38 protein-coding genes are annotated in these 25,651 nt (G+C 66.7%); 3 read left to right on the forward strand and 35 right to left on the reverse strand.

Annotation, left to right across the window (positions count from 1 at the left end; translation table 11 throughout):
- Positions 1-14: 14 nt before the first annotated feature.
- The 3 genes from glmM to rplM form a co-directional block, all read right to left on the reverse strand.
- The gene (gene glmM / locus OHA58_RS14020) at positions 15-1,373 is read right to left on the reverse strand and encodes a phosphoglucosamine mutase (RefSeq protein WP_405479008.1); all 1,359 of its coding nucleotides are present in this window, start codon (positions 1,371-1,373) and stop codon (positions 15-17) included.
- A gap of 189 nt (positions 1,374-1,562) precedes the next feature.
- Positions 1,563-2,084, reverse strand: coding sequence for a 30S ribosomal protein S9 (gene rpsI / locus OHA58_RS14025; protein WP_100594864.1), 522 nt, complete (start codon positions 2,082-2,084; stop codon positions 1,563-1,565).
- A 44-nt stretch (positions 2,085-2,128) separates the two neighbouring features.
- Positions 2,129-2,572: a 50S ribosomal protein L13 gene (rplM, locus tag OHA58_RS14030; RefSeq protein WP_010986363.1), complete on the reverse strand. Its 444-nt coding sequence runs from the start codon at positions 2,570-2,572 to the stop codon at positions 2,129-2,131.
- A gap of 429 nt (positions 2,573-3,001) precedes the next feature.
- Between rplM and OHA58_RS14035 the strand changes: the two genes are divergently transcribed.
- Positions 3,002-3,859 (forward strand): hypothetical protein, encoded by an 858-nt coding sequence (locus OHA58_RS14035; RefSeq protein ID WP_405479009.1) that lies wholly within the window; start codon positions 3,002-3,004, stop codon positions 3,857-3,859.
- A 4-nt stretch (positions 3,860-3,863) separates the two neighbouring features.
- Here OHA58_RS14035 and truA read toward each other — a convergent pair whose 3' ends face one another.
- The 31 genes from truA to rpsJ all read right to left on the reverse strand — a co-directional run bounded on the left by truA (position 3,864) and on the right by rpsJ (position 21,212).
- Complete coding sequence (truA, locus tag OHA58_RS14040; protein ID WP_405479010.1) at positions 3,864-4,733, reverse strand: tRNA pseudouridine(38-40) synthase TruA; 870 nt, start codon at positions 4,731-4,733, stop codon at positions 3,864-3,866.
- A gap of 79 nt (positions 4,734-4,812) precedes the next feature.
- Complete coding sequence (gene rplQ / locus OHA58_RS14045; protein ID WP_405479011.1) at positions 4,813-5,310, reverse strand: 50S ribosomal protein L17; 498 nt, start codon at positions 5,308-5,310, stop codon at positions 4,813-4,815.
- Between the two features lie 160 nt (positions 5,311-5,470).
- Positions 5,471-6,493, reverse strand: a complete 1,023-nt coding sequence (locus tag OHA58_RS14050) for a DNA-directed RNA polymerase subunit alpha (RefSeq protein ID WP_003966937.1) — start codon at positions 6,491-6,493, stop codon at positions 5,471-5,473.
- A gap of 153 nt (positions 6,494-6,646) precedes the next feature.
- A complete protein-coding gene (gene rpsK, locus OHA58_RS14055) occupies positions 6,647-7,051 on the reverse strand; it encodes a 30S ribosomal protein S11 (protein ID WP_003956432.1) in 405 nt (134 codons plus the stop codon).
- A gap of 65 nt (positions 7,052-7,116) precedes the next feature.
- Complete coding sequence (gene rpsM, locus OHA58_RS14060) at positions 7,117-7,497, reverse strand: 30S ribosomal protein S13 (protein WP_100594870.1); 381 nt, start codon at positions 7,495-7,497, stop codon at positions 7,117-7,119.
- A 187-nt stretch (positions 7,498-7,684) separates the two neighbouring features.
- Positions 7,685-7,798 carry a 50S ribosomal protein L36 gene (rpmJ, locus tag OHA58_RS14065; RefSeq protein ID WP_003974245.1) on the reverse strand — a complete coding sequence of 38 codons (114 nt, stop codon included), beginning with the start codon at positions 7,796-7,798 and terminating at the stop codon, positions 7,685-7,687.
- Positions 7,799-7,857: 59 nt separating this feature from the next.
- Entirely contained in the window at positions 7,858-8,079 is a 222-nt protein-coding gene (gene infA, locus OHA58_RS14070; RefSeq protein WP_003948620.1) for a translation initiation factor IF-1, read from the reverse strand.
- 139 nt (positions 8,080-8,218) lie between these two features.
- Complete coding sequence (map, locus tag OHA58_RS14075) at positions 8,219-9,055, reverse strand: type I methionyl aminopeptidase (RefSeq protein WP_405479012.1); 837 nt, start codon at positions 9,053-9,055, stop codon at positions 8,219-8,221.
- Between the two features lie 103 nt (positions 9,056-9,158).
- Positions 9,159-9,812, reverse strand: a complete 654-nt coding sequence (locus tag OHA58_RS14080; protein WP_116511042.1) for an adenylate kinase — start codon at positions 9,810-9,812, stop codon at positions 9,159-9,161.
- Positions 9,812-11,125 (reverse strand): preprotein translocase subunit SecY, encoded by a 1,314-nt coding sequence (secY, locus tag OHA58_RS14085; protein WP_116511045.1) that lies wholly within the window; start codon positions 11,123-11,125, stop codon positions 9,812-9,814. Before secY ends, OHA58_RS14080 begins: the two co-directional genes overlap by 1 nt.
- 281 nt (positions 11,126-11,406) lie before the next feature.
- The gene (gene rplO, locus OHA58_RS14090; protein ID WP_100594874.1) at positions 11,407-11,862 is read right to left on the reverse strand and encodes a 50S ribosomal protein L15; all 456 of its coding nucleotides are present in this window, start codon (positions 11,860-11,862) and stop codon (positions 11,407-11,409) included.
- 2 nt (positions 11,863-11,864) lie between these two features.
- A complete protein-coding gene (gene rpmD / locus OHA58_RS14095; protein WP_041985698.1) occupies positions 11,865-12,047 on the reverse strand; it encodes a 50S ribosomal protein L30 in 183 nt (60 codons plus the stop codon).
- Positions 12,047-12,649, reverse strand: coding sequence for a 30S ribosomal protein S5 (rpsE, locus tag OHA58_RS14100; protein WP_326711615.1), 603 nt, complete (start codon positions 12,647-12,649; stop codon positions 12,047-12,049). Before rpsE ends, rpmD begins: the two co-directional genes overlap by 1 nt.
- Before the next feature lie 42 nt (positions 12,650-12,691).
- Positions 12,692-13,075 carry a 50S ribosomal protein L18 gene (gene rplR / locus OHA58_RS14105; protein WP_100594876.1) on the reverse strand — a complete coding sequence of 128 codons (384 nt, stop codon included), beginning with the start codon at positions 13,073-13,075 and terminating at the stop codon, positions 12,692-12,694.
- 3 nt (positions 13,076-13,078) lie between these two features.
- The gene (gene rplF, locus OHA58_RS14110; RefSeq protein ID WP_405479013.1) at positions 13,079-13,618 is read right to left on the reverse strand and encodes a 50S ribosomal protein L6; all 540 of its coding nucleotides are present in this window, start codon (positions 13,616-13,618) and stop codon (positions 13,079-13,081) included.
- Between the two features lie 21 nt (positions 13,619-13,639).
- Positions 13,640-14,038: a 30S ribosomal protein S8 gene (gene rpsH / locus OHA58_RS14115; RefSeq protein WP_030221010.1), complete on the reverse strand. Its 399-nt coding sequence runs from the start codon at positions 14,036-14,038 to the stop codon at positions 13,640-13,642.
- Positions 14,039-14,261: 223 nt separating this feature from the next.
- Positions 14,262-14,447, reverse strand: coding sequence for a type Z 30S ribosomal protein S14 (locus tag OHA58_RS14120; protein WP_003948630.1), 186 nt, complete (start codon positions 14,445-14,447; stop codon positions 14,262-14,264).
- Between the two features lie 5 nt (positions 14,448-14,452).
- Positions 14,453-15,010 carry a 50S ribosomal protein L5 gene (gene rplE, locus OHA58_RS14125; RefSeq protein ID WP_100594878.1) on the reverse strand — a complete coding sequence of 186 codons (558 nt, stop codon included), beginning with the start codon at positions 15,008-15,010 and terminating at the stop codon, positions 14,453-14,455.
- Positions 15,010-15,333: a 50S ribosomal protein L24 gene (gene rplX, locus OHA58_RS14130; protein WP_100594879.1), complete on the reverse strand. Its 324-nt coding sequence runs from the start codon at positions 15,331-15,333 to the stop codon at positions 15,010-15,012. Before rplX ends, rplE begins: the two co-directional genes overlap by 1 nt.
- 2 nt (positions 15,334-15,335) lie before the next feature.
- Positions 15,336-15,704, reverse strand: a complete 369-nt coding sequence (gene rplN, locus OHA58_RS14135; protein ID WP_003974257.1) for a 50S ribosomal protein L14 — start codon at positions 15,702-15,704, stop codon at positions 15,336-15,338.
- A 128-nt stretch (positions 15,705-15,832) separates the two neighbouring features.
- On the reverse strand, positions 15,833-16,117 hold the full coding sequence (rpsQ, locus tag OHA58_RS14140; RefSeq protein ID WP_100594880.1) for a 30S ribosomal protein S17: 285 nt from the start codon (positions 16,115-16,117) through the stop codon (positions 15,833-15,835).
- The gene (rpmC, locus tag OHA58_RS14145) at positions 16,117-16,341 is read right to left on the reverse strand and encodes a 50S ribosomal protein L29 (RefSeq protein WP_059079052.1); all 225 of its coding nucleotides are present in this window, start codon (positions 16,339-16,341) and stop codon (positions 16,117-16,119) included. The genes rpsQ and rpmC overlap by 1 nt, the downstream gene beginning before the upstream one ends.
- Positions 16,341-16,760, reverse strand: a complete 420-nt coding sequence (gene rplP / locus OHA58_RS14150; protein ID WP_030782563.1) for a 50S ribosomal protein L16 — start codon at positions 16,758-16,760, stop codon at positions 16,341-16,343. Before rplP ends, rpmC begins: the two co-directional genes overlap by 1 nt.
- A gap of 5 nt (positions 16,761-16,765) precedes the next feature.
- Positions 16,766-17,608 carry a 30S ribosomal protein S3 gene (gene rpsC / locus OHA58_RS14155; RefSeq protein ID WP_116511058.1) on the reverse strand — a complete coding sequence of 281 codons (843 nt, stop codon included), beginning with the start codon at positions 17,606-17,608 and terminating at the stop codon, positions 16,766-16,768.
- Entirely contained in the window at positions 17,608-17,955 is a 348-nt protein-coding gene (rplV, locus tag OHA58_RS14160; RefSeq protein ID WP_026249422.1) for a 50S ribosomal protein L22, read from the reverse strand. Before rplV ends, rpsC begins: the two co-directional genes overlap by 1 nt.
- 42 nt (positions 17,956-17,997) lie before the next feature.
- A complete protein-coding gene (gene rpsS / locus OHA58_RS14165) occupies positions 17,998-18,279 on the reverse strand; it encodes a 30S ribosomal protein S19 (protein ID WP_266673342.1) in 282 nt (93 codons plus the stop codon).
- A 12-nt stretch (positions 18,280-18,291) separates the two neighbouring features.
- Positions 18,292-19,128, reverse strand: a complete 837-nt coding sequence (rplB, locus tag OHA58_RS14170; RefSeq protein WP_266561187.1) for a 50S ribosomal protein L2 — start codon at positions 19,126-19,128, stop codon at positions 18,292-18,294.
- 39 nt (positions 19,129-19,167) lie between these two features.
- The gene (gene rplW, locus OHA58_RS14175; protein WP_405479014.1) at positions 19,168-19,584 is read right to left on the reverse strand and encodes a 50S ribosomal protein L23; all 417 of its coding nucleotides are present in this window, start codon (positions 19,582-19,584) and stop codon (positions 19,168-19,170) included.
- Entirely contained in the window at positions 19,584-20,237 is a 654-nt protein-coding gene (gene rplD, locus OHA58_RS14180; RefSeq protein WP_100594885.1) for a 50S ribosomal protein L4, read from the reverse strand. The genes rplW and rplD overlap by 1 nt, the downstream gene beginning before the upstream one ends.
- 7 nt (positions 20,238-20,244) lie before the next feature.
- The gene (gene rplC, locus OHA58_RS14185; protein ID WP_100594886.1) at positions 20,245-20,889 is read right to left on the reverse strand and encodes a 50S ribosomal protein L3; all 645 of its coding nucleotides are present in this window, start codon (positions 20,887-20,889) and stop codon (positions 20,245-20,247) included.
- 14 nt (positions 20,890-20,903) lie between these two features.
- The gene (gene rpsJ / locus OHA58_RS14190) at positions 20,904-21,212 is read right to left on the reverse strand and encodes a 30S ribosomal protein S10 (RefSeq protein WP_003948644.1); all 309 of its coding nucleotides are present in this window, start codon (positions 21,210-21,212) and stop codon (positions 20,904-20,906) included.
- Between the two features lie 507 nt (positions 21,213-21,719).
- Between rpsJ and OHA58_RS14195 the strand changes: the two genes are divergently transcribed.
- Both OHA58_RS14195 and OHA58_RS14200 read left to right on the forward strand, forming a co-directional pair.
- Positions 21,720-22,031 carry a hypothetical protein gene (locus OHA58_RS14195; RefSeq protein WP_405479015.1) on the forward strand — a complete coding sequence of 104 codons (312 nt, stop codon included), beginning with the start codon at positions 21,720-21,722 and terminating at the stop codon, positions 22,029-22,031.
- Positions 22,032-22,249: 218 nt separating this feature from the next.
- On the forward strand, positions 22,250-24,286 hold the full coding sequence (locus OHA58_RS14200; protein WP_405484969.1) for a PIG-L family deacetylase: 2,037 nt from the start codon (positions 22,250-22,252) through the stop codon (positions 24,284-24,286).
- A 105-nt stretch (positions 24,287-24,391) separates the two neighbouring features.
- On the opposite strand, the gene tuf is transcribed toward OHA58_RS14200, so the two are convergent.
- On the reverse strand, positions 24,392-25,585 hold the full coding sequence (tuf, locus tag OHA58_RS14205) for an elongation factor Tu (protein WP_405479016.1): 1,194 nt from the start codon (positions 25,583-25,585) through the stop codon (positions 24,392-24,394).
- Between the last annotated feature and the right edge of the window lie 66 nt (positions 25,586-25,651).

Consider the following 25,651-nt stretch of genomic DNA (forward strand, 5'->3'; position numbering starts at 1 on the left):
TCCTCTGAACTGCCTTATCCGAGCGTGGACTTGACGACATCGGCGAGGCGACCGGCGATCGAGCGGGCCTGCTCGATGTCGGCGGCCTCGACCATGACGCGGACCAGCGGCTCCGTGCCGGACGAACGCAGCAGCACCCGGCCCGTCGCGCCCAGCTCGCGCTCGGCGTCGGTGACGGCGGCGGCCAGTTCGGCGGACGTCGTGACGCGGGACTTGTCGACGTCGCGCACATTGACCAGAACCTGAGGCAGGCGCTCCATGACGGAGGCGAGGTCCTGGAGGGTGCGGCCGGTCTGGGCGACGCGGGCCGCGAGCAGCAGACCCGTGAGCGTGCCGTCGCCGGTCGTCGCGTGGTCGAGGATGATCACGTGCCCGGACTGCTCGCCGCCGAGCGCGTACCCGTGCTCCTTCATCGACTCCAGGACGTACCGGTCGCCGACGGCGGTCGCCACGAACTCGATGCCCTCGCGCTCCATGGCCAGCTTGAAGCCGAGGTTCGACATGACGGTCGCGACAACGGTGTCCTGGCGCAGGGCACCGTGCTCCCGCATCGACAGGGCGAGCACGGCGAGGATCTGGTCCCCGTCGATCTCGGCGCCCGTGTGGTCGACGGCCAGGCAGCGGTCGGCGTCACCGTCGTGCGCGATGCCGAGGTCGGCGCCGTGCTCGACGACGGCGGCCTTCAGCAGGTCGAGGTGGGTGGAGCCGCAGCCGTCGTTGATGTTCAGGCCGTCCGGGTCGGCGCCGATCGTGACGATCTGGGCACCGGCCCGCGTGAACGCCTCGGGCGAGACCCGGGCCGCCGCGCCGTGCGCCTCGTCCAGGACGATCCGCAGGCCCTCGAGGCGGTTGGGCAGCACACCGATGAGGTGGGCGACGTACTGGTCGGCACCCGCGTCGTACGAGTTCACGCGGCCGACGCCGGCACCGGTCGGGCGGTCCCACGGCGCACCGGTGCGGTGCTGCTCGTAGACCTGCTCGATACGGTCCTCCAGCTCGTCGGCGAGCTTGTGACCGCCGCGCGCGAAGAACTTGATGCCGTTGTCCGGCATCGCGTTGTGACTGGCGGACAGCATCACGCCGAGGTCGGCGCCCAGCGCGCCGGTGAGATGCGCCACCGCGGGGGTGGGCAGCACGCCGACCCGCAGGACGTCGACGCCCGCGCTCGCCAGACCCGCGACGACCGCGGCCTCCAGGAACTCGCCCGAAGCCCGCGGGTCACGACCGACCACGGCCACCGGACGGTGCCCCTCGAACGTCCCCGCCTCGCCGAGCACATGAGCCGCCGCCACGGAGAGTCCGAGCGCGAGCTCGGCCGTCAGATCCGCGTTGGCGACACCTCGTACGCCGTCCGTGCCGAACAGTCGTCCCACTGGTGTCCTCCGAACTTTCGCAATTCTCGAAGAAGCGTCGGAAATCATCCGAGCATGCAAACTTATGAGCACCTTGTGTCGTTATTATGAGCACCTTGTGCCCATATACGCCCAGGCCCGCTATATACGAACGCCCCGGCGGCACACAGCGTGCCGCCGGGGCGAACGAAACGAACAAGCAGCAGCGATTTAGCGCTTGCTGTACTGCGGGGCCTTACGGGCCTTCTTGAGACCGGCCTTCTTGCGCTCGACCGCACGGTCGTCACGCTTGAGGTAACCGGCCTTCTTGAGGGCGCCGCGGTTGTTGTCGACGTCGGCCTCGTTCAGCGCACGGGCGACACCGAGACGGAGCGCACCGGCCTGACCGGAGACGCCGCCACCCGAGATGCGGGCGATGACGTCGTAGCGGTTGTCGAGCTCGAGCACCTTGAAGGGCTCGTTGACTTCCTGCTGGTGGACCTTGTTCGGGAAGTAGTCCTCGAGCGTGCGCCCGTTGACCTTCCACTTGCCGGTGCCGGGCACGATGCGAACGCGCGCGATGGCGTTCTTGCGACGGCCCAGGCCGGCGGCCGGCTGCGGGTCGCCGAAGCGCGCGGCGTTCGACTCCGAGGTGTACTCGCCCTCGACGGGCACCTCGGACTCGGTGGTGTACTGCTCGACGTCGACAATCTCGGTCTCTTCGACCGGCTGCTCAACGGTGGTCTCGGCCACGATTCTCCTCAGATTCTTTTCTGTCTTTGGGGGTGTGGCCGGAACTACTGCGCGACCTGGGTGATCTCGAACGGCACCGGCTGCTGGGCAGCGTGGGGGTGCTGGTCGCCCGAGTAGACCTTCAGCTTCGAGAGCACCTGACGGCCCAGGGTGTTCTTGGGGATCATGCCCTTGATGGCCTTCTCGACGGCCTTCTCGGGGTTCTTGGCGAGCAGCTCGTCGTAACGAACGGAACGCAGACCACCCGGGTAGCCGGAGTGGCGGTACGCCAGCTTCTGGGTCTTCTTGTTGCCGGAGAGGTGCACCTTGTCCGCGTTGATGATGATGACGAAGTCACCAGCGTCGACGTGAGGGGCGTAGATCGGCTTGTGCTTGCCCCGCAGGATGTTCGCGGCAGTGGTCGCCAGACGACCCAGGACGACATCCTGGGCGTCGATGACGTACCACTGGCGAGTGATGTCGCCGGGCTTGGGGCTGTACGTACGCACTTAGCAGCCTTCTTCTTCTTCAGTGGATGGGTGCTGAAAGTGGCATCACTGAAGCGATCGTGCAGCTGGGGACGACAGTGCCGGGTTCAGCGCCCGTATGCCGCCCACTGGTAACTGCTCCAGGGAACCTGTGCATGGCCCCTCACGCGAGAGCGAGCAAGCCAATACACACAACGACTACGCAGGATACCCGCGCTTCCCCGTACGGGTCAAAACGCGGACCTGGACACCGGCATCGCCGGATCCGCCGCGTCGGGCGGCCCTGCCATCTCCAGGGTAACCGCACGTCGCCGCAGGCAGCGCCGTACTGGCGTGACCCCCGGCACACAGCGGCCACACACAAGGCGCACACAAGACCGGCCCGACCCTGCGCAGCCCCTTCCCCACCACGCCGCAGCACGCCCTGCGCGTCGGTCTAAGATGCGCCCCATGAGCTTTGGGCAGGGGGGACCCCAATGGGGTTCCGGGGGCAGTGGTGGTTCACAGGGACCGGACTGGGCGGCGCTCGCCGAAGCGTCCGAGGCACGCGCGCGGCGACGCCGCTGGCTGATGATCGGCGGTGGCGTGCTCGCCACGGTCGCCGTCGGCTCGGCCGTCGCGTTCGCGATCGTCTCCGCCAACGGCAACAGCTCGGCCGCCAACAAGCCCGCCGACCAGCTGCCGACGACGGCGGACATCCCGAGCGGCTCCCCCACCGCGGAGCCGACCTTCGCGGAGACGACACCGCCGCCCCCGCTCGACCCCAAGGACTTCATCTCCAGCGCCAAGAAGGACAAGGCCCCGCTCAGCGCGGACACCCTCTTCCCCGGCACCAAGCTCACCGTCGGCGACCGCGTCTACAAGAAGGGCGCCACGTCCAGCACCAAGAGCTGCGCCTCGGCCACCCAGGGCGCGCTCGGCGGCGTCCTGACCGGCAACGACTGCACCCGCCTGATCCGCGCCACCTACGCGAAGGACGGCGTCGCGGTCACCGTCGGCGTCGCCGTCTTCGACACGGAGGCCCAGGCCACCAAGGCCAAGACCCAGTACACCAAGGGCACCGTGACCTCCCTGTCCGGCTCGGGCGTCCCCGCGTTCTGCCGTACGACGATCTGCCGCTCGACCACCAACTCGTACGGCCGCTACGCGTACTTCACGACCGCCGGGTTCACCAGCGGCGGCCGGGACGTCACCACCAAGGACCGCGCCGTCTTCACCACCGGTGACGACCTCGCCGAGTTCACGTTCCGTCAGATCACCAGGCGCGGCGAGGCGCAGGCCTCCTCTGCGGCCGAGGCGCCCCAGTAGGGGCTCAGCAGCACCCCGGCTCCGAGAAGGGCGCTCCCGGCAGCGTCCGCTTGTTCCTGGCCTCCTTGCTGCGCGCCGCGAGCAACTCGTCGGCGGGGTAACCGACTTCCTCCAGCGTCAGGCCGTGCGGCCGCACCACGTGCACCGCCGAGTCCCGTACGCCGGTTGCCAGGACCTTCGCGGGCCAGTCCGGCGGCCGGTGCCCGTCACCGACGAACAGCATCGCGCCGACCAGCGAGCGCACCATGTTGTGGCAGAACGCGTCGGCCCGGACGGTCGCTTCGAGGATCCCGTCGGGTGACCGCTCCCACCGCAGCTCCTGGAGCGTACGGATCGTCGTCGCGCCCTCGCGCCGCTTGCAGTACGCGGCGAAGTCGTGCTCCCCGATCAGCCGCTCCGCCGCCGCGTTCATGGCGTCCATGTCCAACACCCAGTCGTGCCACAGGACATGACTGCGCAACAGCGGATCGACGCCGCCGGGGTCGTCGGTCACCCGGTACACGTACCGGCGCCACACGGCCGCGAAGCGCGCGTTGAACCCGCTCGGCGCCTGAGCCACCTTCCACACCCGCACATCGTGCGGCAGCCGCCCCGCGAGCCGGCGCAGGAGCTTGTCCTGGTGCTCGGCCCAGACGTCCTCCGGAAGATCGACATGCGCGACCTGCCCGCGCGCGTGCACCCCCGCGTCGGTCCGCCCGGCCACGGTCAGCTCGTACGTCTGCGCGGACCGGGTCACGGTCTTCAGCGCGTCCTCGATCTCACCCTGCACGGTCCGCCGGCCGCTGGCCTGCTTCGCCCACCCGGAGAAGTCCTTGCCGTCGTACGACAGATCCAGCCGCACCCGCACGAACCCGGGCTCTACCTCGTCACTCACACACAGATCCTCTCAGGCGAAGGCAATACGAAAGCGGGCCCGCCCCGAAGGGCGGACCCGCTCACATCAAGGCAGAGCCTCAGGCGTCCTTGGACTCCTCAGCGGCCTCGACCGCTGCGGCGTCCTCGACGACCTCGGCGGCCGGAGCGGCAGCCTCGGTGTCCTTGGCGGCACGCTTGGTGGCGGCCTCGGCCTCACCGGTGGCCTGCTGCGCAACCGTCAGCGCCTCGACCAGCTCGATGACAGCCATGGGCGCGTTGTCGCCACGGCGGTTACCGATCTTGGTGATACGGGTGTAACCACCCGGACGGTTCTCGTAGCGCGGGGCGATCTCCGTGAAGAGCGTGTGGATGACGCTCTTGTCGGTGATGACCTGGAGCACCTGACGGCGGTTGTGAAGGTCGCCCTTCTTCGCCTTGGTGACCAGACGCTCCGCGTACGGACGCAGACGACGGGCCTTGGCCTCGGTCGTCGTGATCTTGCCGTGCTCGAAGAGCGACTTCGCGAGGTTCGCGAGAAGCAGCTTCTCGTGCGCAGCGCTGCCGCCCAGACGGGCACCCTTGGCGGGCTTCGGCATGGTTTCTCCTAGGTGTCTGCCCCGGCCGTATCAGGTACCGAGGTCAGTGTCCGAGCGGGCGGATGCCCGTCGAAGACCCGCGCCCCGCAAGGGGGCGCGGGGAACTGCGCGACCAGCCGAAGCCGACCCGCAGCCGAAATCCGGCGTCCTCGCGGAGCGCCTAGTACTGCTCGGTCTCGACAAAGCCGGCATCCGCGTCATCGTCCGCGCCAAAGGCATCGGCCGCGGCGGTCGGGTCGAAGCCGGGAGGCGAGTCCTTCAGCGCGAGGCCCATACCGGCCAGCTTCGCCTTGACCTCGTCGATCGACTTCGCACCGAAGTTGCGGATGTCGAGCAGGTCCGCCTCGGAGCGGGCGACGAGCTCACCCACGGAGTGGATGCCCTCGCGCTTGAGGCAGTTGTACGACCGAACGGTGAGCTCGAGCTCCTCGATCGGCAGCGCCAGATCGGCGGCCAGGGCGGCGTCCGTGGGGGACGGGCCCATGTCAATGCCCTCGGCGTCGATGTTCAGCTCGCGGGCGAGACCGAACAGCTCGACCAGGGTCTTACCGGCCGACGCCATGGCGTCACGCGGACGCATGGCCTGCTTCGTCTCGACGTCGACGATCAGCTTGTCGAAGTCGGTGCGCTGCTCGACACGGGTCGCCTCGACCTTGTACGTGACCTTCAGGACCGGCGAGTAGATCGAGTCGACCGGGATGCGCCCGATCTCCTGACCGACCTGCTTGTTCTGGACGGCGGAGACGTAGCCGCGACCGCGCTCGACGGTCAGCTCCATCTCCAGCTTGCCCTTGCCGTTGAGCGTGGCGAGGACGAGGTCGGGGTTGTGCACCTCGACACCGGCCGGGGGCGCGATGTCGGCGGCGGTGACCAGACCCGGGCCCTGCTTGCGCAGGTACATCACGACCGGCTCGTCGTGCTCCGAGGAGACGACCAGCTGCTTGATGTTCAGGATGAGGTCGGTGACGTCTTCCTTGACGCCCGGCACGGTGGTGAACTCGTGCAGGACACCGTCGATACGGATGGACGTGACCGCCGCACCCGGGATCGAGGAGAGAAGGGTCCGGCGCAGGGAGTTGCCGAGGGTGTAACCGAAGCCCGGCTCCAGCGGCTCGATCACGAACCGGGAGCGGAACTCGTCGACGACTTCTTCGGTCAACGAGGGACGCTGAGCGATCAGCATGAAGTGATTCCTTCAGACAGGGGCACCCACTATTTGATGCCCTGATGCCACCGGGTGGTAGCCCGATGTTGATGCAGTAACAAGGGTACGGGCGATACGGCCCCTAAGAGCCGTACCGCCCGAAAACCTCAGACCAAGCAGTCGTACGTCAGGTCAGACGCGGCGACGCTTGGGCGGACGGCAGCCGTTGTGCGGGGTCGGCGTGACGTCCTGGATCGAACCGACCTCGAGGCCCGTGGCCTGGAGGGAGCGGATAGCGGTCTCACGGCCGGAGCCCGGACCCTTGACGAAGACGTCAACCTTGCGCATGCCGTGCTCCTGGGCGCGACGCGCGGCCGACTCGGCAGCCATCTGCGCGGCGAACGGAGTGGACTTGCGCGAGCCCTTGAAGCCGACGTGGCCGGCGGAGGCCCAGGAGATCACGTTGCCCGAGGGGTCGGTGATCGAAACGATCGTGTTGTTGAACGTGCTCTTGATGTGGGCGTGCCCGTGAGCGACGTTCTTCTTTTCCTTGCGGCGCACCTTCTTGGCAGCGCCCTGACGACCCTTGGGGGGCATCTATTACTCCTACGGGAGGTGGTCGGTCCTGCAGCGACAGCTGTCGATAGACCGCTGAGCGAGGACTACTTCTTGCCCGGCTTCTTCTTACCGGCGATGGCGCGACGCGGGCCCTTGCGGGTACGAGCGTTCGTGCTGGTGCGCTGACCGCGGACGGGCAGGCCACGACGGTGGCGAAGACCCTGGTAGCAGCCGATCTCGACCTTGCGGCGGATGTCGGCCTGGATCTCGCGACGGAGGTCACCCTCGGTCTGGATGTTCGCGTCCACGTACTCGCGGATCTTGATCAGGTCCTCTTCGGACAGATCACGAACGCGGATGTTGCGGTCCACACCGGTGGCGTCCAGCGTCTGCTGGGACAGCGTGCGGCCAATGCCGAACACGTAGGTGAGGGCAACCTCTACGCGCTTGTCGCGCGGGAGGTCAACGCCTTCAAGGCGTGCCATTCAAGGCTCCTGTTGATACTCGGAGGTCTTCAGCAGAACCGTTCCCAGGTGCCGTACGAGGTACATCCTGGGTCCCCGGCCTCCGACCGGGGGTGTCGCCCTCCATTACCAATGGATCTGAAGAGGGACGGGTCCTGCATGTGTGCTTACTTGCGTCGCGCGAAAATCTGCGAACTGCAGTCGTGCGTCAGCCCTGGCGCTGCTTGTGGCGCGGGTTGTCGCAGATAACCATGACCCGGCCGTGACGGCGGATCACCCTGCACTTGTCGCAGATCTTCTTGACGCTCGGCTTGACCTTCATTGGGTGAGGTTCTCCGGGTCAGTGCCACCACCCCGCGCGAGGCAGGGTGCGGGCAAGATCTACTTGTACCGGTAGACGATCCGGCCACGCGTCAGGTCGTACGGAGACAGCTCCACCACGACCCGGTCGTCAGGGAGGATACGGATGTAGTGCATACGCATCTTGCCGCTGATGTGAGCCAGGACCTGGTGGCCGTTCTGGAGCTCCACCTTGAACATGGCGTTCGGGAGAGACTCGACGACAGTGCCTTCGATCTCGATGGCACCTTGCTTCTTGGCCACGCTTTGCCCTTCGAATCGACTACCTTGATCGACTCAGCACATACATGCAGGCATGCGTGTGCACGAGAGCCGACGAGTCAGTCTACGTCAGGGCATCCCGAAAGACGAATCGGGGAAGTTTGCCCCACACTAAAGATCATTATGCAAGGGGATCCGGAGCCGCAGTGACACCGAGCTCGGCCAGCTTCGCCTTGCCGCCATCGGGCGACGTGAGGACCAGCGGGCCCTGCTCGGTCAGCGCGATGGAGTGCTCCCAGTGCGAGGACCAGGTGCCGTCCGTCGTGATGACCGTCCAGTCGTCCTCGAGAACCTCGGTGCGCGGGGTGCCGAGGGAGACCATCGGCTCGATCGCGAGGCAGAAGCCGGGGACGAGCTTGGGGCCCTTGCCACGGCGGCGCTCGACGTAGTTCAGGAGGTGCGGGTCCATGTGCATCTCGGTGCCGATGCCGTGGCCGCCGTAGTCCTCGACGATGCCGTACTTGCCACCGCCCGGCTTGGGCTGGCGGCGGATGTAGGACTCGATGGCGCGGGAGATGTCGACGAGCCGGTTGCCGTTCTTCATCGCGGCGATGCCGGCCCACATCGACTCCTCGGTCACCCGGGAGAGCTCGACGAGCTCCGGAGCGTGACCAGTGCCCACGAACGCGGTGTACGCGGCGTCGCCGTGCCAGCCGTCGATGATCGCGCCGCAGTCGATGGAGATGATGTCGCCGTCCTTGAGGACGGTCTTGTCGTCCGGGATGCCGTGGACGACGACCTCGTTGACCGAGGTGCAGATGGTCGCGGGGAATCCCCCGTAGCCGAGGAAGTTCGACTTGGCCCCGTGCTCGTCGAGCACCTTGCGCGCGACCTCGTCCAGGTCCCGGGTGGTGGCACCGGGCACCGCGGCCTCACGCGTCGCCGCGTGGATCGCGGCGACGACCAGCCCCGCCTCACGCATCTTGGCGATCTGCTCGGGGGTCTTGATCTGCACCATGGGCGCCTGCGCTCTCCGTCTTCCGTACTACGGGTTTACCTACACAACACTACGGCCGCGGCACCCTGTACGGGCACCGCGGCCGGAGCAGCGTAACAACGACTTACTTGTCGCGCTTGAGGGCGTCCATGGCCCGCGCGGTCACCTCGTCGACCTTGCCGAGCGCCGAGATCGTCCGCACCAGGCCCTGGGCCCGGTAGTAGTCGATGATCGGCTCGGTCTGCGTGTGGTAGACCTCGAGCCGCTTGCGGACGGTGTCCTCACTGTCGTCCTCGCGCTGGTACAGCTCGCCGCCGCAGACGTCACAGACGCCTTCCTGCTTCGGCTGCTTGTACGACACGTGGAAGACGTGCGCGGAGTCCTTACGGCAGATGCGGCGGCCGGCGATGCGCTTGACCACCTCGTCCTCGGGGACCTCGAGGTCCAGGACCGCGTCGAGCTTCACTTCGTCCGCCTTGAGGGCGACGTCGAGCGCCTCGGCCTGCGAGACGTTGCGAGGGAAGCCGTCGAGCAGGAAGCCGTTCACGGCGTCCGGCTGCTCCATGCGGTCCTTGGCCATCCCGATGGTGACCTCGTCCGGAACCAGGTTGCCGGCGTCCATGAACGCCTTTGCCTGCTTGCCCAGCTCCGTGCCCTGGCTGATGTTGGCACGGAAGAGGTCGCCCGTGGAGATGTGCGGAATCGACAGGTTCTTGGCAAGGAACGCGGCCTGCGTTCCCTTGCCCGCACCGGGCGGCCCGACGAGGACGATACGCATCAGCGGAGGAACCCTTCGTAATTGCGCTGCTGAAGCTGGCTCTCGATCTGCTTCACCGTCTCCAGACCGACACCCACGATGATGAGGATGCTTGTCCCACCGAACGGGAAGTTCTGGCTTGCCCCGAAGCCAACCAACGCCATCGTTGGTACGAGAGCGATCAGACCCAGATACAGCGAACCCGGCCAGGTAATCCGGTTGAGTACGTAGCTCAGGTACTCAGCGGTCGGCCGGCCAGCCCGGATGCCCGGGATGAAGCCACCATACTTCTTCATGTTGTCCGCGACTTCCTCGGGGTTGAACGAGATCGCCACGTAGAAGAACGCGAAGAAAACGATCAGCAGGAAGTACGAAACGATGTAATAGGGGTGATTTCCCTTGGTCAGATGGTCGTTGATCCAGGTCTTCCACCCGGAATTGCCTCCCGCGAACTGCGCGACGAGGGCCGGGATGTAGAGCAGCGACGAGGCGAAGATGACAGGGATCACACCCGCCTGATTGACCTTCAGCGGGATGTAGGTGGACGTACCGCCGTAAGACCGGCGACCGATCATGCGCTTCGCATACTGGACAGGGATGCGGCGCTGCGCCTGCTCGACGAACACCACCAGGCCGACCATGACGAGGCCCACCAGGATCACGGCGCCGAACTCGATCCAGCCGCCGGCGAGGTCACCGGTCGTCTTGATGGTCCACAGGGCGCTCGGGAAGGTGGCGGCGATCGAGATGAACATCAGGATCGACATGCCGTTGCCGATGCCGCGGTCGGTGATGAGCTCACCGAGCCACATGACGATGGCGGTGCCGGCGGTCATCGTGATGACCATCGTGATCGTCACGAAGATCGACTGGTCCGGGACGATCTGGTTCGCGACGGGGCAGCCCTGGAAGAGGGCGCCGCTGCGAGCGGTCGCGACGAGGCCGGTGCCCTGGAGGATGGCGAGCGCCACGGTCAGGTATCGCGTGTACTGCGTGATCTTCGCGGTACCCGCCTGACCCTCCTTCTTCAGGGCCTCGAGCCGCGGGATCACGACGGTGAGCAGCTGCAGGATGATGCTCGCGGTGATGTACGGCATGATGCCGAGCGCGAAGATCGTGATCTGCAGGAGCGCGCCACCACTGAACATGTTGACGAGACCGAACAGCCCCTGCGTGCCTTTGTTCGCGTCCACGCATGTCTGGACGTTCGAGTAGCTGACTCCCGGGATCGGTACGTGTGTACCGATGCGGTAGATCACGATGATGCCGAGCGTGAAGAGCAGCTTCTTGCGCAGGTCGGGCGTCTTGAACGCCCGGGCGAACGCGGTGAGCACGGTGCCTCCTGCGACCCCCGCGCACGTGCGTCAGAGGTGACGGTCTTGAGGTTCGATGAATGAAGGAATGCGTAACAGTCAAGCACCGGGTGAAGATCCGTCAGACACGTCGCCTTCAGGACACGCCGCCCGGCCCGAGGCATCAGCCCCAGACGGATACAGCACAGTGCAGGCCACCATACCGGCGACCATGCCCCCCTTGGAACGACCAACCGGGGATGCCCCAAATATGGGGCATCCCCGGTTGGGAATCGCTCATGTCATCGAGACGCCTGAAAAGGTCAGACGAGCTCGGTGACGGTACCGCCGGCGGCGGTGATCTTCTCCTTGGCGGAGTTGGAGACGGCGTCAACCGTCACCTGCAGCGCCACGGTGAGCTCACCCTGGCCGAGCACCTTGACGAGGCTGTTCTTGCGAACGGCACCCTTGGCGACGAGACCCTCAACGGTGACCTCGCCACCTTCCGGGTACAGCGCGCTCAGCTTGTCGAGGTTCACGACCTGGAACTCGGTCTTGAACGGGTTCTTGAAGCCCTTGAGCTTCGGGAGACGCATGTGGAGGGGCATCTGGCCACCCTCGAAGCGCTCCGGAACCTGGTAACGGGCCTTCGTGCCCTTGGTACCACGACCGGCCGTCTTACCCTTCGACGCCTCACCGCGACCCACACGGGTCTTCGCGGTCTTGGCGCCCGGGGCGGGACGGAGGTTGTGGATCTTGAGCGGGTTGTTCTCCGCCATGATCAGTCGACCTCCTCGACCGTCACGAGGTGCCGCACGGTGTTAGCCATGCCGCGGAACTCGGGACGATCCTCCTTGACGACCACGTCGTTCAGGCGCTTGAGCCCGAGCGAACGCAGGGTGTCGCGGTGGTTCTGCTTGCTGCCGATGTACGACTTCGTCTGCGTGATCTTGAGGCGAGCCATTACGCACCCGCTCCCGCACGTGCACGAAGCAGAGCCGCGGGGGCGACGTCCTCGAGGGGCAGACCACGGCGAGCCGCGATCTCCTCGGGACGCTGCAGGCCCTTGAGGGCCGCCACGGTCGCGTGCACGATGTTGATCGCGTTCGACGAGCCGAGAGACTTCGACAGGATGTCGTGAACGCCGGCGCACTCGAGCACGGCACGCACCGGGCCACCGGCGATAACGCCGGTACCGGGAGCAGCCGGCTTGAGCAGGACAACGCCCGCAGCCTTCTCGCCCGTGATCGGGTGCGGGATGGTGCCCTGGATACGGGGGACCTTGAAGAAGTGCTTCTTGGCCTCCTCAACACCCTTGGCGATGGCGGCCGGCACCTCCTTGGCCTTGCCGTAACCGACACCTACCGTGCCATCGCCATCGCCCACCACGACGAGCGCAGTGAAGCTGAAGCGACGGCCACCCTTGACAACCTTGGCGACGCGGTTGATCGCGACAACGCGCTCAACGTATGCGGTCTTCTCGGCGGCAGGGCCACCGTCGCGACCCTTCCGGTCCCGCCGCTCGCCGCCACCGGCACCGCTTCCGCGGCGCTGGGGTCCAGCCATTGGAATTACCTCTCTTCGTTTTCCGCTAGCTACGGAACCGGATCAGAACTTCAGACCGGCTTCGCGGGCGGCGTCCGCCAGAGCGGCGATGCGCCCGGCGTACTGGTTACCACCACGGTCGAACACGACAGCCTCGACGCCCGCGGCCTTGGCACGCTCGGCGACCAGGGCGCCGACCTTGCCGGCCTGCGCGGACTTGTCGGCCTCGACACCACGGATCGAGGTGTCCAGGGTCGACGCCGACGCGAGGGTGTGACCCTTAACGTCGTCGATGACCTGGGCCACGATGTGGCGGTTCGAACGCGTCACGACCAGGCGCGGACGCTCGGCCGTACCCGAAACATGCTTACGGATACGAATGTGACGGCGCTTGATGGCAGCACGCTTGTAAGCGTCGCCCTTAGCAATCTTGACACCGTATGCCATGGCTTACTTACCCGCCTTTCCGACCTTGCGGCGGATGACTTCGCCTTCGTACTTGACGCCCTTGGCCTTGTACGGGTCGGGCTTGCGCAGCTTGCGGATGTTGGCCGCAACCTCGCCGACCTTCTGCTTGTCGATGCCCTCGACCGAGAACTTGGTCGGCGACTCGACCTTGAAGGAGATGCCCTCGGGCGCCTCGATCAGGATCGAGTGGCTGTAGCCGAGCGAGAACTCCAGGTTGGAGCCCTTCGCCAGGACGCGGTAACCGACACCGCTGATCTCGAGCTTCTTCACGTAACCCTGGGTCACGCCGGTGATCATGTTGGCCACCAGCGTGCGGGACAGGCCGTGCAGAGCCTTGTTCTGACGCTCATCATTGGGACGGGCGACGTTCAGCACGCCGTCCTCGTCCTTCGTGATGACGATCGGAGCGACGATCGTGTGGCTGAGGGAACCCTTGGGGCCCTTAACCGAGACCGTACGACCGTCGATGGTGACGTCCACGCCGGCGGGAACCGTGATGGGGAGCTTGCCAATACGCGACATTAGCTATTCCTCCGTTCCCGACTACCAGACGTAGGCGAGGACTTCCCCACCTACGCCCTTCTTGCCTGCCTGCTGGCCGGTCAGAAGACCGTGCGACGTGGAGATGATCGCCACGCCGAGGCCGCCGAGGACCTTGGGCAGGTTGGTGGACTTCGCGTAAACCCGGAGACCGGGCTTGGAGATCCGCTTGATGCCCGCAATGGAGCGCTCACGGTTCGGGCCGAACTTGAGCTCGAGGACGAGGTTCTTGCCAACCTCGGCGTCCTCGGTCTTCCAGCCCGTGATGAAGCCCTCCTGCTGGAGGATCTCCGCGATGTGAGACTTGATCTTGCTGTGCGGCATTGCCACGGTGTCGTGGTATGCCGAGTTCGCGTTACGCAGACGAGTCAGCATGTCCGCGATCGGATCAGTCATGGTCATGAAGTGGCCTTCGGCCTCTCTCGCCGGGGTTTCCTGTATGCGCCATCCCTCTCCCCACACAGAGGCGGGACGGGTGCGGTGCGGGGACCTACGGCGTAGTAAGTCGGTATGGGCGGCGGGCGCCCAACCCCACAAGCCTACGGCATGTGAAGGGGGGCTCCCGCCGTCCAAATACTTACCGAGAGCGTCCGGTAATTCCCAAGTCCTTAAGGACAGAAGGGGATTACCAGGAGCTCTTGGTCACGCCCGGCAGCTCGCCACGGTGAGCCATCTCACGAAGGCACACGCGGCACAGGCCGAACTTGCGGTACACGGAGTGCGGGCGGCCGCAGCGCTGGCAGCGGGTGTAGCCACGCACACCGAACTTCGGCTTACGAGCAGCCTTGGCAATAAGAGCCTTCTTCGCCATCTCGGTTACGCCTCCTTGAAGGGGAAGCCGAGGTGACGAAGGAGCGCGCGGCCCTCAGCGTCGTTGGTCGCCGTGGTGACCACGGTGATGTCCATACCCCGGACGCGGTCGATCTTGTCCTGGTCGATCTCGTGGAACATGACCTGCTCCGTGAGACCGAAGGTGTAGTTGCCACGGCCGTCGAACTGCTTGGGAGACAGACCACGGAAGTCGCGGATGCGCGGAAGCGCGAGCGACAGGGTGCGGTCCAGGAACTCCCACATGCGGTCGCCACGGAGCGTGACGTGGGCACCGATCGGCTGACCCTCACGCAGCTTGAACTGCGCGATGGACTTGCGGGCCTTGGTGATGGCCGGCTTCTGACCGGTGATCGTGGTCAGGTCACGGACGGCACCGTCCATGAGCTTGGAGTCACGGGCGGCGTCGCCGACACCCATGTTGACCACAATCTTGACGAGGCCCGGGGTCTGCATGACGTTCTCGTAGGAGAACTCTTCCTGCAGCTTGCCCGCGATCTCCTCGCGGTACTTCGTCTTGAGACGCGGAGTCGTGGTGGTAGCCATCAGATGTCCTCACCCGTCCGCTTGGCAACGCGAACCTTGTTGCCCTCGTCGTCGAAGCGGTAACCGACACGCGTGACGACCTTGTTGCCGTCCTTCTCCACCACGAGCTGAACGTTGCTCACGTGGACAGGGGCCTCGGTCGTGACGATGCCACCGGCCTGCGAACCGCTGGCGGTGGGGCCGGCCTTGGTGTGCTTCTTGACCCGGTTGACACCCTCGACCAGGACGCGGTCCTCGCGGGGGAAGGCCGCGATGACCTTGCCCTGCTTGCCCTTGTCCTTACCGGTGATGACCTGTACCAGGTCGCCCTTCTTGATCTTCATGCTTACAGCACCTCCGGCGCGAGCGAGATGATCTTCATGAACTTCTTCTCGCGCAGCTCACGGCCCACCGGGCCGAAGATACGGGTGCCACGAGGGTCGCCGTCGTTCTTCAGAATGACGGCGGCGTTCTCGTCGAAGCGGATGTACGAGCCGTCCGGACGGCGGCGCTCCTTGACGGTGCGAACGATGACAGCCTTGACGACGTCACCCTTCTTCACGTTGCCGCCGGGGATCGCGTCCTTGACGGTGGCGACGATGACGTCACCGATGCCCGCGTAGCGGCGACCCGAGCCACCGAGAACACGGATGGTGAGAATTTCCTTCGCACCCGTGTTGTCGGCGACGCGCAGTCGCGACTCCTGCTGGATCACGTCTATCTCCTGATTGTCTGCCGGTTCCCCCGGGGCAGTTCAGTGAACTGCCCCGGGAGCCTGGCGGAACGAACTCTGAGGGATACCCCTCAGAGCTGTATTTGTTGGAATTCCCTTGCGGGAATTACCTACTTGGCCTTCTCGAGGATCTCGACGATGCGCCAGCGCTTGGTCGCCGACAGCGGACGCGTCTCCATGATGAGGACGCGGTCGCCGACGCCGGCAGCGTTCTGCTCGTCGTGCGCCTTGAGCTTGTTCGTACGGCGGATGACCTTGCCGTACAGCGCGTGCTTGACGCGGTCCTCGACAGCGACGACGACGGTCTTGTCCATCTTGTCGCTGACGACCAGACCCTCACGGGTCTTGCGGAAGCCGCGGGCGGCAGTCTCTTCAGTCACGTTGCTCTCGCTCATCAGGCGTTCTCCACCGTCTCGATGCCCAGCTCGCGCTCACGCATGAGGGTGTAGATCCGCGCGATGTCCTTGCGGACGGCCTTCAGCCGACCGTGGTTCTCGAGCTGACCGGTCGCCGCCTGGAAACGGAGGTTGAACAGCTCTTCCTTGGCCTCGCGGAGCTTGTTGAGGAGCTCCTCGTTGCCCAGTTCGCGCAGCTCGGACGCCTTGGTACCGGCCGACATCACGACTCACCTGCCTCGCGCCGAACAATCCGGCACTTCATCGGAAGCTTGTGAGCAGCGCGGGTAAGCGCCTCACGCGCAATCTTCTCGTTCGGGTAGGACAGCTCGAACATCACCCGACCCGGGTGAACGTTCGCGACCCACCACTCGGGGGAACCCTTACCGGAACCCATGCGGGTCTCGGCGGGCTTCTTCGTAAGCGGGCGGTCCGGGTAGATGTTGATCCAGACCTTGCCGCCACGCTTGATGTGGCGGGTCATCGCGATACGAGCCGCCTCGATCTGGCGGTTGGTCACGTATGCCGGCGTGAGGGCCTGAATGCCGTACTCGCCGAACGCAACCGTCGTACCACCCTTGGCCTGACCGCGGCGCTTGGGGTGGTGCTGCTTGCGGTGCTTGACCCTACGGGGGATCAGCATTTCGGTCAGGCCTCCGTTCCGGTGCTCTCAGCCGGAGCGGCAGCGGCGGGCGCGTCAGCCTTGGGGGCCTCGGCGGCCGGAGCCGACTGCTGCTGCGGCTTGCGGCCGCGGCCGCCACGCTCGCCACCACGGCCACCGCCGCGGGCCGGACGGTCGTTGCCGCCACCACGGGCCGGGCGGTTACCCGCACGGGCCGCAGCGTTCTCGGCGCGGACCTCGGCGATGTTCTTGACGTCGCCCTTGTAGATCCAGACCTTCACACCGATACGGCCGAAGGTCGTCTTGGCCTCGAAGAAGCCGTAGTCGACGTTCGCGCGGAGCGTGTGCAGGGGCACACGGCCCTCGCGGTAGAACTCCGAGCGGGACATCTCGGCGCCGCCGAGACGGCCACCACACTGGATCTTGATGCCCTTGGCGCCGGCCTTCATCGCCGTCTGCATGCTCTTACGCATGGCGCGACGGAAGGAGACGCGGGAGGACAGCTGCTCGGCAACGGCCTGAGCAACCAGCTGAGCGTCGGTCTCGGGGTTCTTGACCTCGAGGATGTTCAGCTGGACCTGCTTGCCCGTGAGCTTCTCGAGGTCACCGCGGATGCGGTCGGCCTCGGCGCCACGGCGGCCGATGACGATGCCCGGACGAGCGGTGTGGATGTCCACACGCACGCGGTCACGGGTGCGCTCGATCTCAACCTTCGAGATACCGGCGCGCTCCATGCCGGAGGTCATCATGCGACGGATGGCTACGTCTTCCTTGACGTAGTCCTTGTACAGCTTGTCGGCGTACCAACGGGACTTGAAGTCCGTGGTGATACCGAGCCGGAACCCGTGCGGGTTTACCTTCTGGCCCATTACCGGGTTCCTTCCTTGCTGCTGACGACCACGGTGATGTGGCTGGTCCGCTTACGGATCCGGTAGGCACGGCCCTGAGCACGCGGACGGAACCGCTTCAGGGTCGGGCCCTCATCCACGTACGCCTCGCTGATGACCAGCGAATTGGCGTCGGTGTGGTCGTAGTTGTGTGCAGCGTTGGCAATGGCGCTGTCCAGCACCTTGCCAACCGGCACGCTCGCGGCCTGCGGGGCGAAACGCAGGACCGCCTGAGCCTCCGTGGCATCCATGCCACGGATGAGGTCCACCACTCGGCGGGCCTTCATGGGCGTGACGCGGATGTACCGCGCCTGGGCCCTGGCTTCCATGGTTGTCCCTTCAGTGTTCGTCATAGTCGATTCCACCCCGCCTTAGCGGCGCTTCGACTTCCGGTCGTCCTTGACGTGACCCCGGAAGGTGCGCGTCGGCGAGAACTCGCCGAGCTTGTGGCCGACCATCGACTCGGTGACGAACACCGGGATGTGGATCTTGCCATTGTGCACCGCGATGGTGTGACCCAGCATGCTGGGGATGATCATCGAGCGACGGGACCAGGTCTTGATGACGTTCTTGGTACCGGCTTCGTTCTGTACGTCCACCTTCTTTACGAGGTGTCCGTCGACGAAGGGTCCCTTCTTGAGACTGCGCGGCATCTAAACCCGCTCCTAGCGCTTCTTGTTCGTCTTGCGGCGGCGGACGATGTACTTGTTCGAAGCCTTCTTCGGCGAACGAGTACGACCCTCCTTCTGACCCCACGGGGAGACCGGGTGGCGACCACCGGAGGTCTTGCCCTCACCACCACCGTGCGGGTGGTCAACCGGGTTCATCGCCACACCGCGGACGGTCGGACGAACGCCGAGCCAGCGCTTGCGGCCGGCCTTGCCCCAGTTGATGTTCGACTGCTCGGCGTTGCCGACCTCGCCGATGGTGGCGCGGCAGCGAACGTCGACCAGGCGAATCTCGCCGGACGGCATGCGCAGGTGGGCCATCTGGCCCTCCTTCGCCAGCAGCTGCACGGAGGCACCTGCGGAGCGAGCGAACTTGGCACCGCCACCGGGACGGAGCTCGATCGCGTGGATCGTGGTACCGACCGGGATGTTGCGGAGCGCCAGGTTGTTGCCCGGCTTGATGTCGGCCCCAGGACCGTTCTCGATGCGGTCGCCCTGCGACAGGCCACGCGGAGCGACGATGTAACGCTTCTCGCCGTCGGCGTAGTGCAGCAGCGCGATGCGCGCGGTGCGGTTGGGGTCGTACTCGATGTGCGCGACCTTCGCCGGCACGCCGTCCTTGTCGTGACGACGGAAGTCGATCACTCGGTAGGCGCGCTTGTGTCCGCCACCCTGGTGGCGAACGGTCACACGACCGGCGTTGTTACGGCCGCCCTTGCTGTGCAGCGGGCGGACCAGCGACTTCTCCGGCGTGGACCGCGTGACCTCGACGAAGTCGGCGACGGAGGAGCCACGGCGGCCCGGCGTCGTCGGCTTGTACTTGCGGATACCCATTTCTCAGTCCTCGTCCGATATTCGGACCAGGGCGCTCCGTTAGGAGGCCTGGCCGAAGATGTCGATACGGTCGCCCTCAGCGAGGGTCACGATCGCGCGCTTGCTGTCGGCACGCTTGCCGAAGCCCGTGCGGGTCCGCTTGCGCTTGCCCTGGCGGTTGATCGTGTTGACTCCGGTGACCTTGACCGAGAAGACCGCCTGGACGGCCTGCTTGATCTGGGTCTTGTTGGCACGCGGGTCAACGATGAAGGTGTACTTGCCCTCATCGAGGAGCGCGTAGCTCTTCTCGGAGACGACCGGCTTGAGGAGGACGTCACGGGGGTCCGTGAAGCTCTTGCTCAGCGGCGTCTCAACGGTGTTCTTGCCCTCGGCCTCGTGGCGCTTCGCCTTGGCGATGCGCGCGGCCTTGGCGGCCTTGGCCGCCTTGGGGGCGATGCTCGGGTGACGCGTAGCCATCAGGCTTCGCTCCCTTCGGTGTCAGTGGCCTGCGGGCCGGACACGAAGGACTCGAAGGCGGCCTGGGTGAAGACCACGTCGTCCGAGACGAGAACGTCGTACGTGTTCAGCTGGCCCGGCTCCAGGATGTGGACCTGGGGCAGGTTGCGAGCGGAGAGCAGCGCGGCCTCGTCGGCACGGTCGATCACCAGGAGCAGGTTCTTGCGCTCCGAGATCTTGGCGAGCAGCGACTTGGCGGCCTTGGTGGAGACTCCGCCGTCGACCACGCCGGTGACGACGTGGATGCGAGCGTTGCGGGCCCGGTCGGTGAGGGCGTGGCGCAGGGCCGCGGCCTTCATCTTCTTCGGGGTCCGCTGCGAGTAGTCACGCGGCTGCGGGCCGTGGACGACGCCACCGCCGGCGAACTGCGGCGCACGGGTCGAACCCTGGCGCGCGCGGCCGGTGCCCTTCTGGCGGTAAGGCTTGCGCCCACCACCGCGGACCTCGCCGCGACGCTTGGTCTTGTGCGTGCCCTGACGGGCAGCGGCCAGCTGAGCGACGACGACCTGGTGGAGAAGCGGGATGCTGATCTTCTCTACGTCGAAGATCTCCGCGGGGAGCTCGACCGTCCCGGCCTTGTCGCCTGCAGGCGAAAGGATGTCAATGGTGCTCATCGGTTCCTCAAACCCCCTTGGCCGCGGTGCGGACCAGGACGAGGCCACCGTTCGGACCGGGAACTGCGCCCTTGATGAGGAGCAGACCCTTCTCCGCGTCAACGGCGTGAACGGTCAGGTTCTGGGTGGTGACCCGCTCGTTGCCCATGCGACCCGCCATGCGCATGCCCTTGAAGACACGGCCGGGAGTGGCACAGCCACCGATGGAACCGGGCATGCGGTGCACACGGTGGGCACCGTGGGACGCCTTGCCACCCTTGAAGTTGTGGCGCTTCATGACACCGGCGAAGCCCTTGCCCTTGCTCTTCGCGGTGACGTCAACCTTGACGCCGGCCTCGAAGACCTCGGCAGTGATCTCCTGGCCCAGCGTGTACTCGCTGGCGCCGGGGGTACGGAGCTCCACCAGGTGGCGGCGCGGGGTTACATCGGCCTTGGCGAAGTGGCCCTTGAGGGGCTTGTTCACCTTGCGCGGGTCGATCTCGCCGAAGGCGATCTGGACCGACTCGTAGCCGTCAGTGTCGTTCGTACGGACCTGGGTCACGACGTTCGGACCGGCCTTGACCACGGTGACCGGGACGACACGGTTGTTGTCGTCCCAGACCTGGGTCATGCCGAGCTTCTCGCCCAGGATGCCCTTGATCTGCTTAGCCATCTCTTCCGCGCCTCTCAGAGCTTGATCTCGATGTCAACGCCGGCCGGAAGGTCCAGGCGCATCAACGAGTCAACGGTCTTGGGCGTCGGGTCGAGAATGTCGATCAGGCGCTTGTGCGTGCGCATCTCGAAGTGCTCGCGAGAGTCCTTGTACTTGTGCGGCGACTTGATGACGCAGTACACGTTCTTCTCAGTGGGCAGCGGCACCGGGCCTGCGACCGACGCACCAGTGCGGGTCACCGTCTCGACGATCTTCTTCGCCGAGCTGTCGATGACCTCGTGGTCGTAGGCCTTGAGCCGGATGCGGATCTTCTGTCCCGCCATGGCTACTAGTAGTCCTGTCTCTCGAAACGCTCTGGAACCTGGCGGGTCCTATTCCGTCCTCCTCCGACCCACGCGGTCGGGCGTGTCGCAGTCTCACTGACAGAAATATCCATACGGATTTCCCTGCTCGGGAGCTGCAGCCCTGGGACCGCGAAGCCGGGGGAAGAAACCCACCGGGCGCCTGGCTGAACGACCTCGCTGCACTTCCCGAAAGATTCCCGTACGTCCGCCCTAGCGCTGCCTGCGGATCTTTCGACCTTCTGGCAGATGGGGCGACGAGTACTGTGGGACTCGCTTCCGGTCCTCCCGGCGGGAGGCGCGCAGCATCGGCACTCAACCGAGCAACCCCGACAGTCTGCCACAGAGCGGCTGCGCCTGGCCAATCGAGCCGTAGAGAGTACCCCTGGGGTGACGAAGGTCAAACCGGGGTGGGTGTTGCGGGGCGGCGTGGTCGTGCCGGACGGTCGCCGGCATCTCCCGGCAGGAGATCGGAGGGCATCCGCACCGATGACAGACCTCGCACGCCCGGACGACGACCGCGGCTGTCTGCGGGTGGTACTCGCCCTGCCGTTCGGCGTGCTCACGCTCATCGCTGCGTACTTCTGCTGGACGGCCATGTCCATCCGCCCGTACGGGAGTTGGGACGACGACGCGTACGCGGGCATCGCCCTGTCGTGTGCCGTCACCATTGCGGCCGCCGCATCGGTGGCAGTGCTCTGGCTGCTGCCGTCCGTGCGGCGTGTCATGGGGTGGGCGTGGGTCGCGCCCGCTCTGGTGCTCGGTGTCGCGGCGGCGGTGCGGTGGGGCGTCAGCGGCTGACCTGCGAAACCCGCACCCCGCGAAGAACGCCGGTTCGAGTGAACAGAACATGTCCTTGCATGGAACCTGACCCCACTGACGAGCCTCTTCTCGGCTGAAGCACCGAGAAGCAGCGCACATTCCGACCGCTGCGTACGGCGGACGGAGGACGACGCGTGCGACGTGGACGTGGGCAGGACAAACGTGATCAGAACGCGGAGGACGGCACCGGCGGGCGAATAGCCGACGGGGGCGAGGGCTTCCCTGCGGCGCCCGGCGTTCACGGGCGCCGGACCGTGCTCATCGGGGGCGCCGCCGTCGCCGCCGCCACCGCGGCCGCCCTCGTGGGCCACACGGCCACGACCGCGCCCCCGGCCCGCACCACCGCCCCCTCCCCCGCCTCCGGCCGCCCCGCCGCCGAGGGCGATCACGCCCTGCTGCTCCAGGTCCTCGCCCACCCCGACGACGACCTGTACTTCATGAACCCGGACACCAGCCAGGCCGTCGCCGCCGGCATCCCGCTGGTCTGCGTGTACGTCACCGCGGGCGAGGCCGACGGCGTCAACAAGATCCCCGGCCGCCCGCACCCCCCGGCCGACAAGTCCGCGTACGCCTCCGCCCGTCACCAGGGGCTCCGCCAGTCCTACGCGACCCAGCTCGGCCTGCCGGTCTTCAGCAGCTGGCGCACCGAGGTCACCACGCTCGCGGGCGGGCACCAGGCCGAGGTGAACACCCTGGAGCACCGGGGCCGCCGCGTCGAGCTGGTCTTCCTCGACCTCGCGATGCACACCCCGGCGGGCCACATGGGCGCCCCGGCGCTGTGGCGGGAGCGCGGACTGCCGCTGCGTACGGTCGTCGTCGACGGGTCACCAGTGCGCCGGGCACAGATGTACGACTACGACGGCCTCGTCGACGTACTCGTGGCCCTCTTCGAGCGCTACCGGCCCACCCTCGTGCACACGCTCGACCCGGACCCCGACATCCAGCACAGCGATCTGCGTACGCGCATACGTGACAGCGAGCAGCCCGGTTTCTCCGACCACGCCGACCACACGGCCGTGGCCGCGTTCACCTGGGCGGCGCTGATCCGCTGGTCGCAGACCGCGGCGGGCGGGCCGCCCCCGTTCGCGGCCACCGCCTTCCGCGGCTACTACAACCACCACTGGCCCGAGAACCTCCCCGAGGCCGTGCTGCACGCCAAGGCCGCCCACCTGATGCCGTACGGCGCGGCCCCGGACTGGCAGTGCGGCAACCCCTCCGGCTGCGGCGACTACAACGTCGGCGGGGACCGCCCCCTCACCAACCGCAAGGGCTGGGTCCGCTCGACGCACTACCGCTACCCGGGCCCACGGATCGCGCTGGCCCAGGAACCAGACGGCAAGCTGACCGGCTACGGCGTGCTCGGCATGCGTGCCGTCCGCTGGCGCGAGACCCCACAAGGGGTCTTCGGCCGGCCCACGGACCTGGGCGGCGGCCCGCTCGCGCCGGCCCTCGGCTCCGCGACCCTCCGCGACGGACGGCAACTGCTGCTCGGCCTGCGCCTCGCGGCCCTCGAAGGGCGCGGCGGCTCCGACCTGCGCGAGATCGTGGTCCTCGAACAGCGCGCCCCCGGCGGGGAGTTCGGCGCCTGGACCGGTCTCGGCAACCCGGAGACCGATCCCGTGCGCGGCCGCCGCATCGGCGTCCCCGTCGCCGTCACCGCCCGCGACGGGCAGGTCCATCTCTTCGTACGGGACGCGGACCAGGGCATCAGCACACGGGTACGCGGCCTCGACGGGCGCTGGTCGCCGTGGCGCGGTCTCGGCGGCGGGCCCGTGCAGGACGGTCTGACCGCGGTCGTCGGCGAGGACGGCGGCGTCCATGTGTACGCGCCGGGACGCGACACGGTGCACCAGTGGACGCCGGAGGGGCCCGCGCCGCTCGCCGGCCTGCCGGTACCCGCCGACGCCGTCGCCGCCGCGGGCGGCCGGCTCTACTACCGGGCCCCCGCCTCGTCGGCGCTGACGGCGACGGCCGGACGCCCGGCCGACTTCCCCGGCTACGGCCCCGTGACCGCCGACGGGCCGTACCTCCTGGGCCGGGACACCGGCGGCACTCTCCAGCTGCTGCACCGCGGCCGGATCCAGCGGGCCGCGCGTGACCTGGTCACCCTCGACGGACCCGCCCTGCGCGCCACCCCGCGCGGCCCCGTGGCCGCGGGCCTCTCCCCCGCCGCCCGGCCGTGGCTGTGGCGCCCGGACAGCTCCACCGGCACCGGGACCGCCCGCAAGATCTGAGCCCGGGCCCCGCATAAGCGGGCATGCGAAAGGGCCCGTACGACCGAAGTCGTACGGGCCCCTTCTGGTGCTCGCTGGAGCTACCAGGTCAAACCGTCAAGGAAATTACTTGACGATCTTGGTGACCTGGCCGGCGCCCACGGTCCGGCCACCCTCACGGATGGCGAACTTCAGGCCCTCTTCCATGGCGACGGGCTGGATGAGTTCGACCTTCATCTCAGTGTTGTCGCCCGGCATGACCATCTCGGTGCCCTCGGGGAGGGTCACAACGCCGGTCACGTCCGTGGTGCGGAAGTAGAACTGCGGGCGGTAGTTGTTGAAGAAGGGGGTGTGACGGCCACCCTCGTCCTTCGACAGGATGTAGGCCTGGGCCTCGAACTCGGTGTGCGGCGTGACCGAACCGGGCTTGATGATGACCTGGCCGCGCTCGACGTCCTCGCGCTTGATGCCACGGAGGAGCAGACCGACGTTCTCACCGGCCTGGCCCTCGTCGAGCAGCTTGCGGAACATCTCGATGCCGGTGACCGTGGTGGTGGTCTTCTCGGTCTTGATACCGACGATGTCGACGGTCTCGTTGACCTTGAGGACACCACGCTCGATACGGCCGGTGACGACCGTACCGCGACCGGTGATCGTGAAGACGTCCTCGATCGGCATGAGGAACGGCTTGTCGACGTCACGCTCGGGCTGCGGGATGGACTCGTCGACGGCGGCCATGAGGTTCAGGATCGACTGACCCCACTCCTTGTCGCCCTCGAGCGCCTTGAGCGCCGAGACCTTGACGACCGGCAGGTCGTCGCCCGGGAACTCGTACTCGGAGAGGAGCTCACGGACCTCGAGCTCGACGAGCTCCAGGATCTCCTCGTCGTCCACCATGTCGGCCTTGTTCAGGGCGACGACGATGTACGGAACGCCGACCTGGCGGGCCAGGAGCACGTGCTCCTTGGTCTGCGGCATCGGGCCGTCGGTGGCGGCGACCACGAGGATGGCGCCGTCCATCTGCGCGGCACCCGTGATCATGTTCTTGATGTAGTCCGCGTGACCGGGGCAGTCGACGTGCGCGTAGTGACGCGTCTCCGTCTGGTACTCGACGTGCGCGATCGAGATCGTGATACCGCGCTGGCGCTCCTCAGGAGCCTTGTCGATCTGGTCGAAGGCCGAGGCCTCGTTCAGGTCCGGGTACGCGTCGTGCAGCACCTTGGTAATGGCGGCCGTGAGGGTCGTCTTACCGTGGTCAATGTGACCGATGGTGCCGATGTTGACGTGCGGCTTAGTCCGCTCGAACTTCGCCTTCGCCACTGGGTCCTCCTGTGGAGTGGTTCTGTACGCCTTGCTTCATCGGCGCCAGGTGATCTTTGCTGGGAA

Source organism: Streptomyces sp. NBC_00009, from assembly GCF_045040855.1.
GTDB lineage: Bacteria > Actinomycetota > Actinomycetes > Streptomycetales > Streptomycetaceae > Streptomyces > Streptomyces aureus.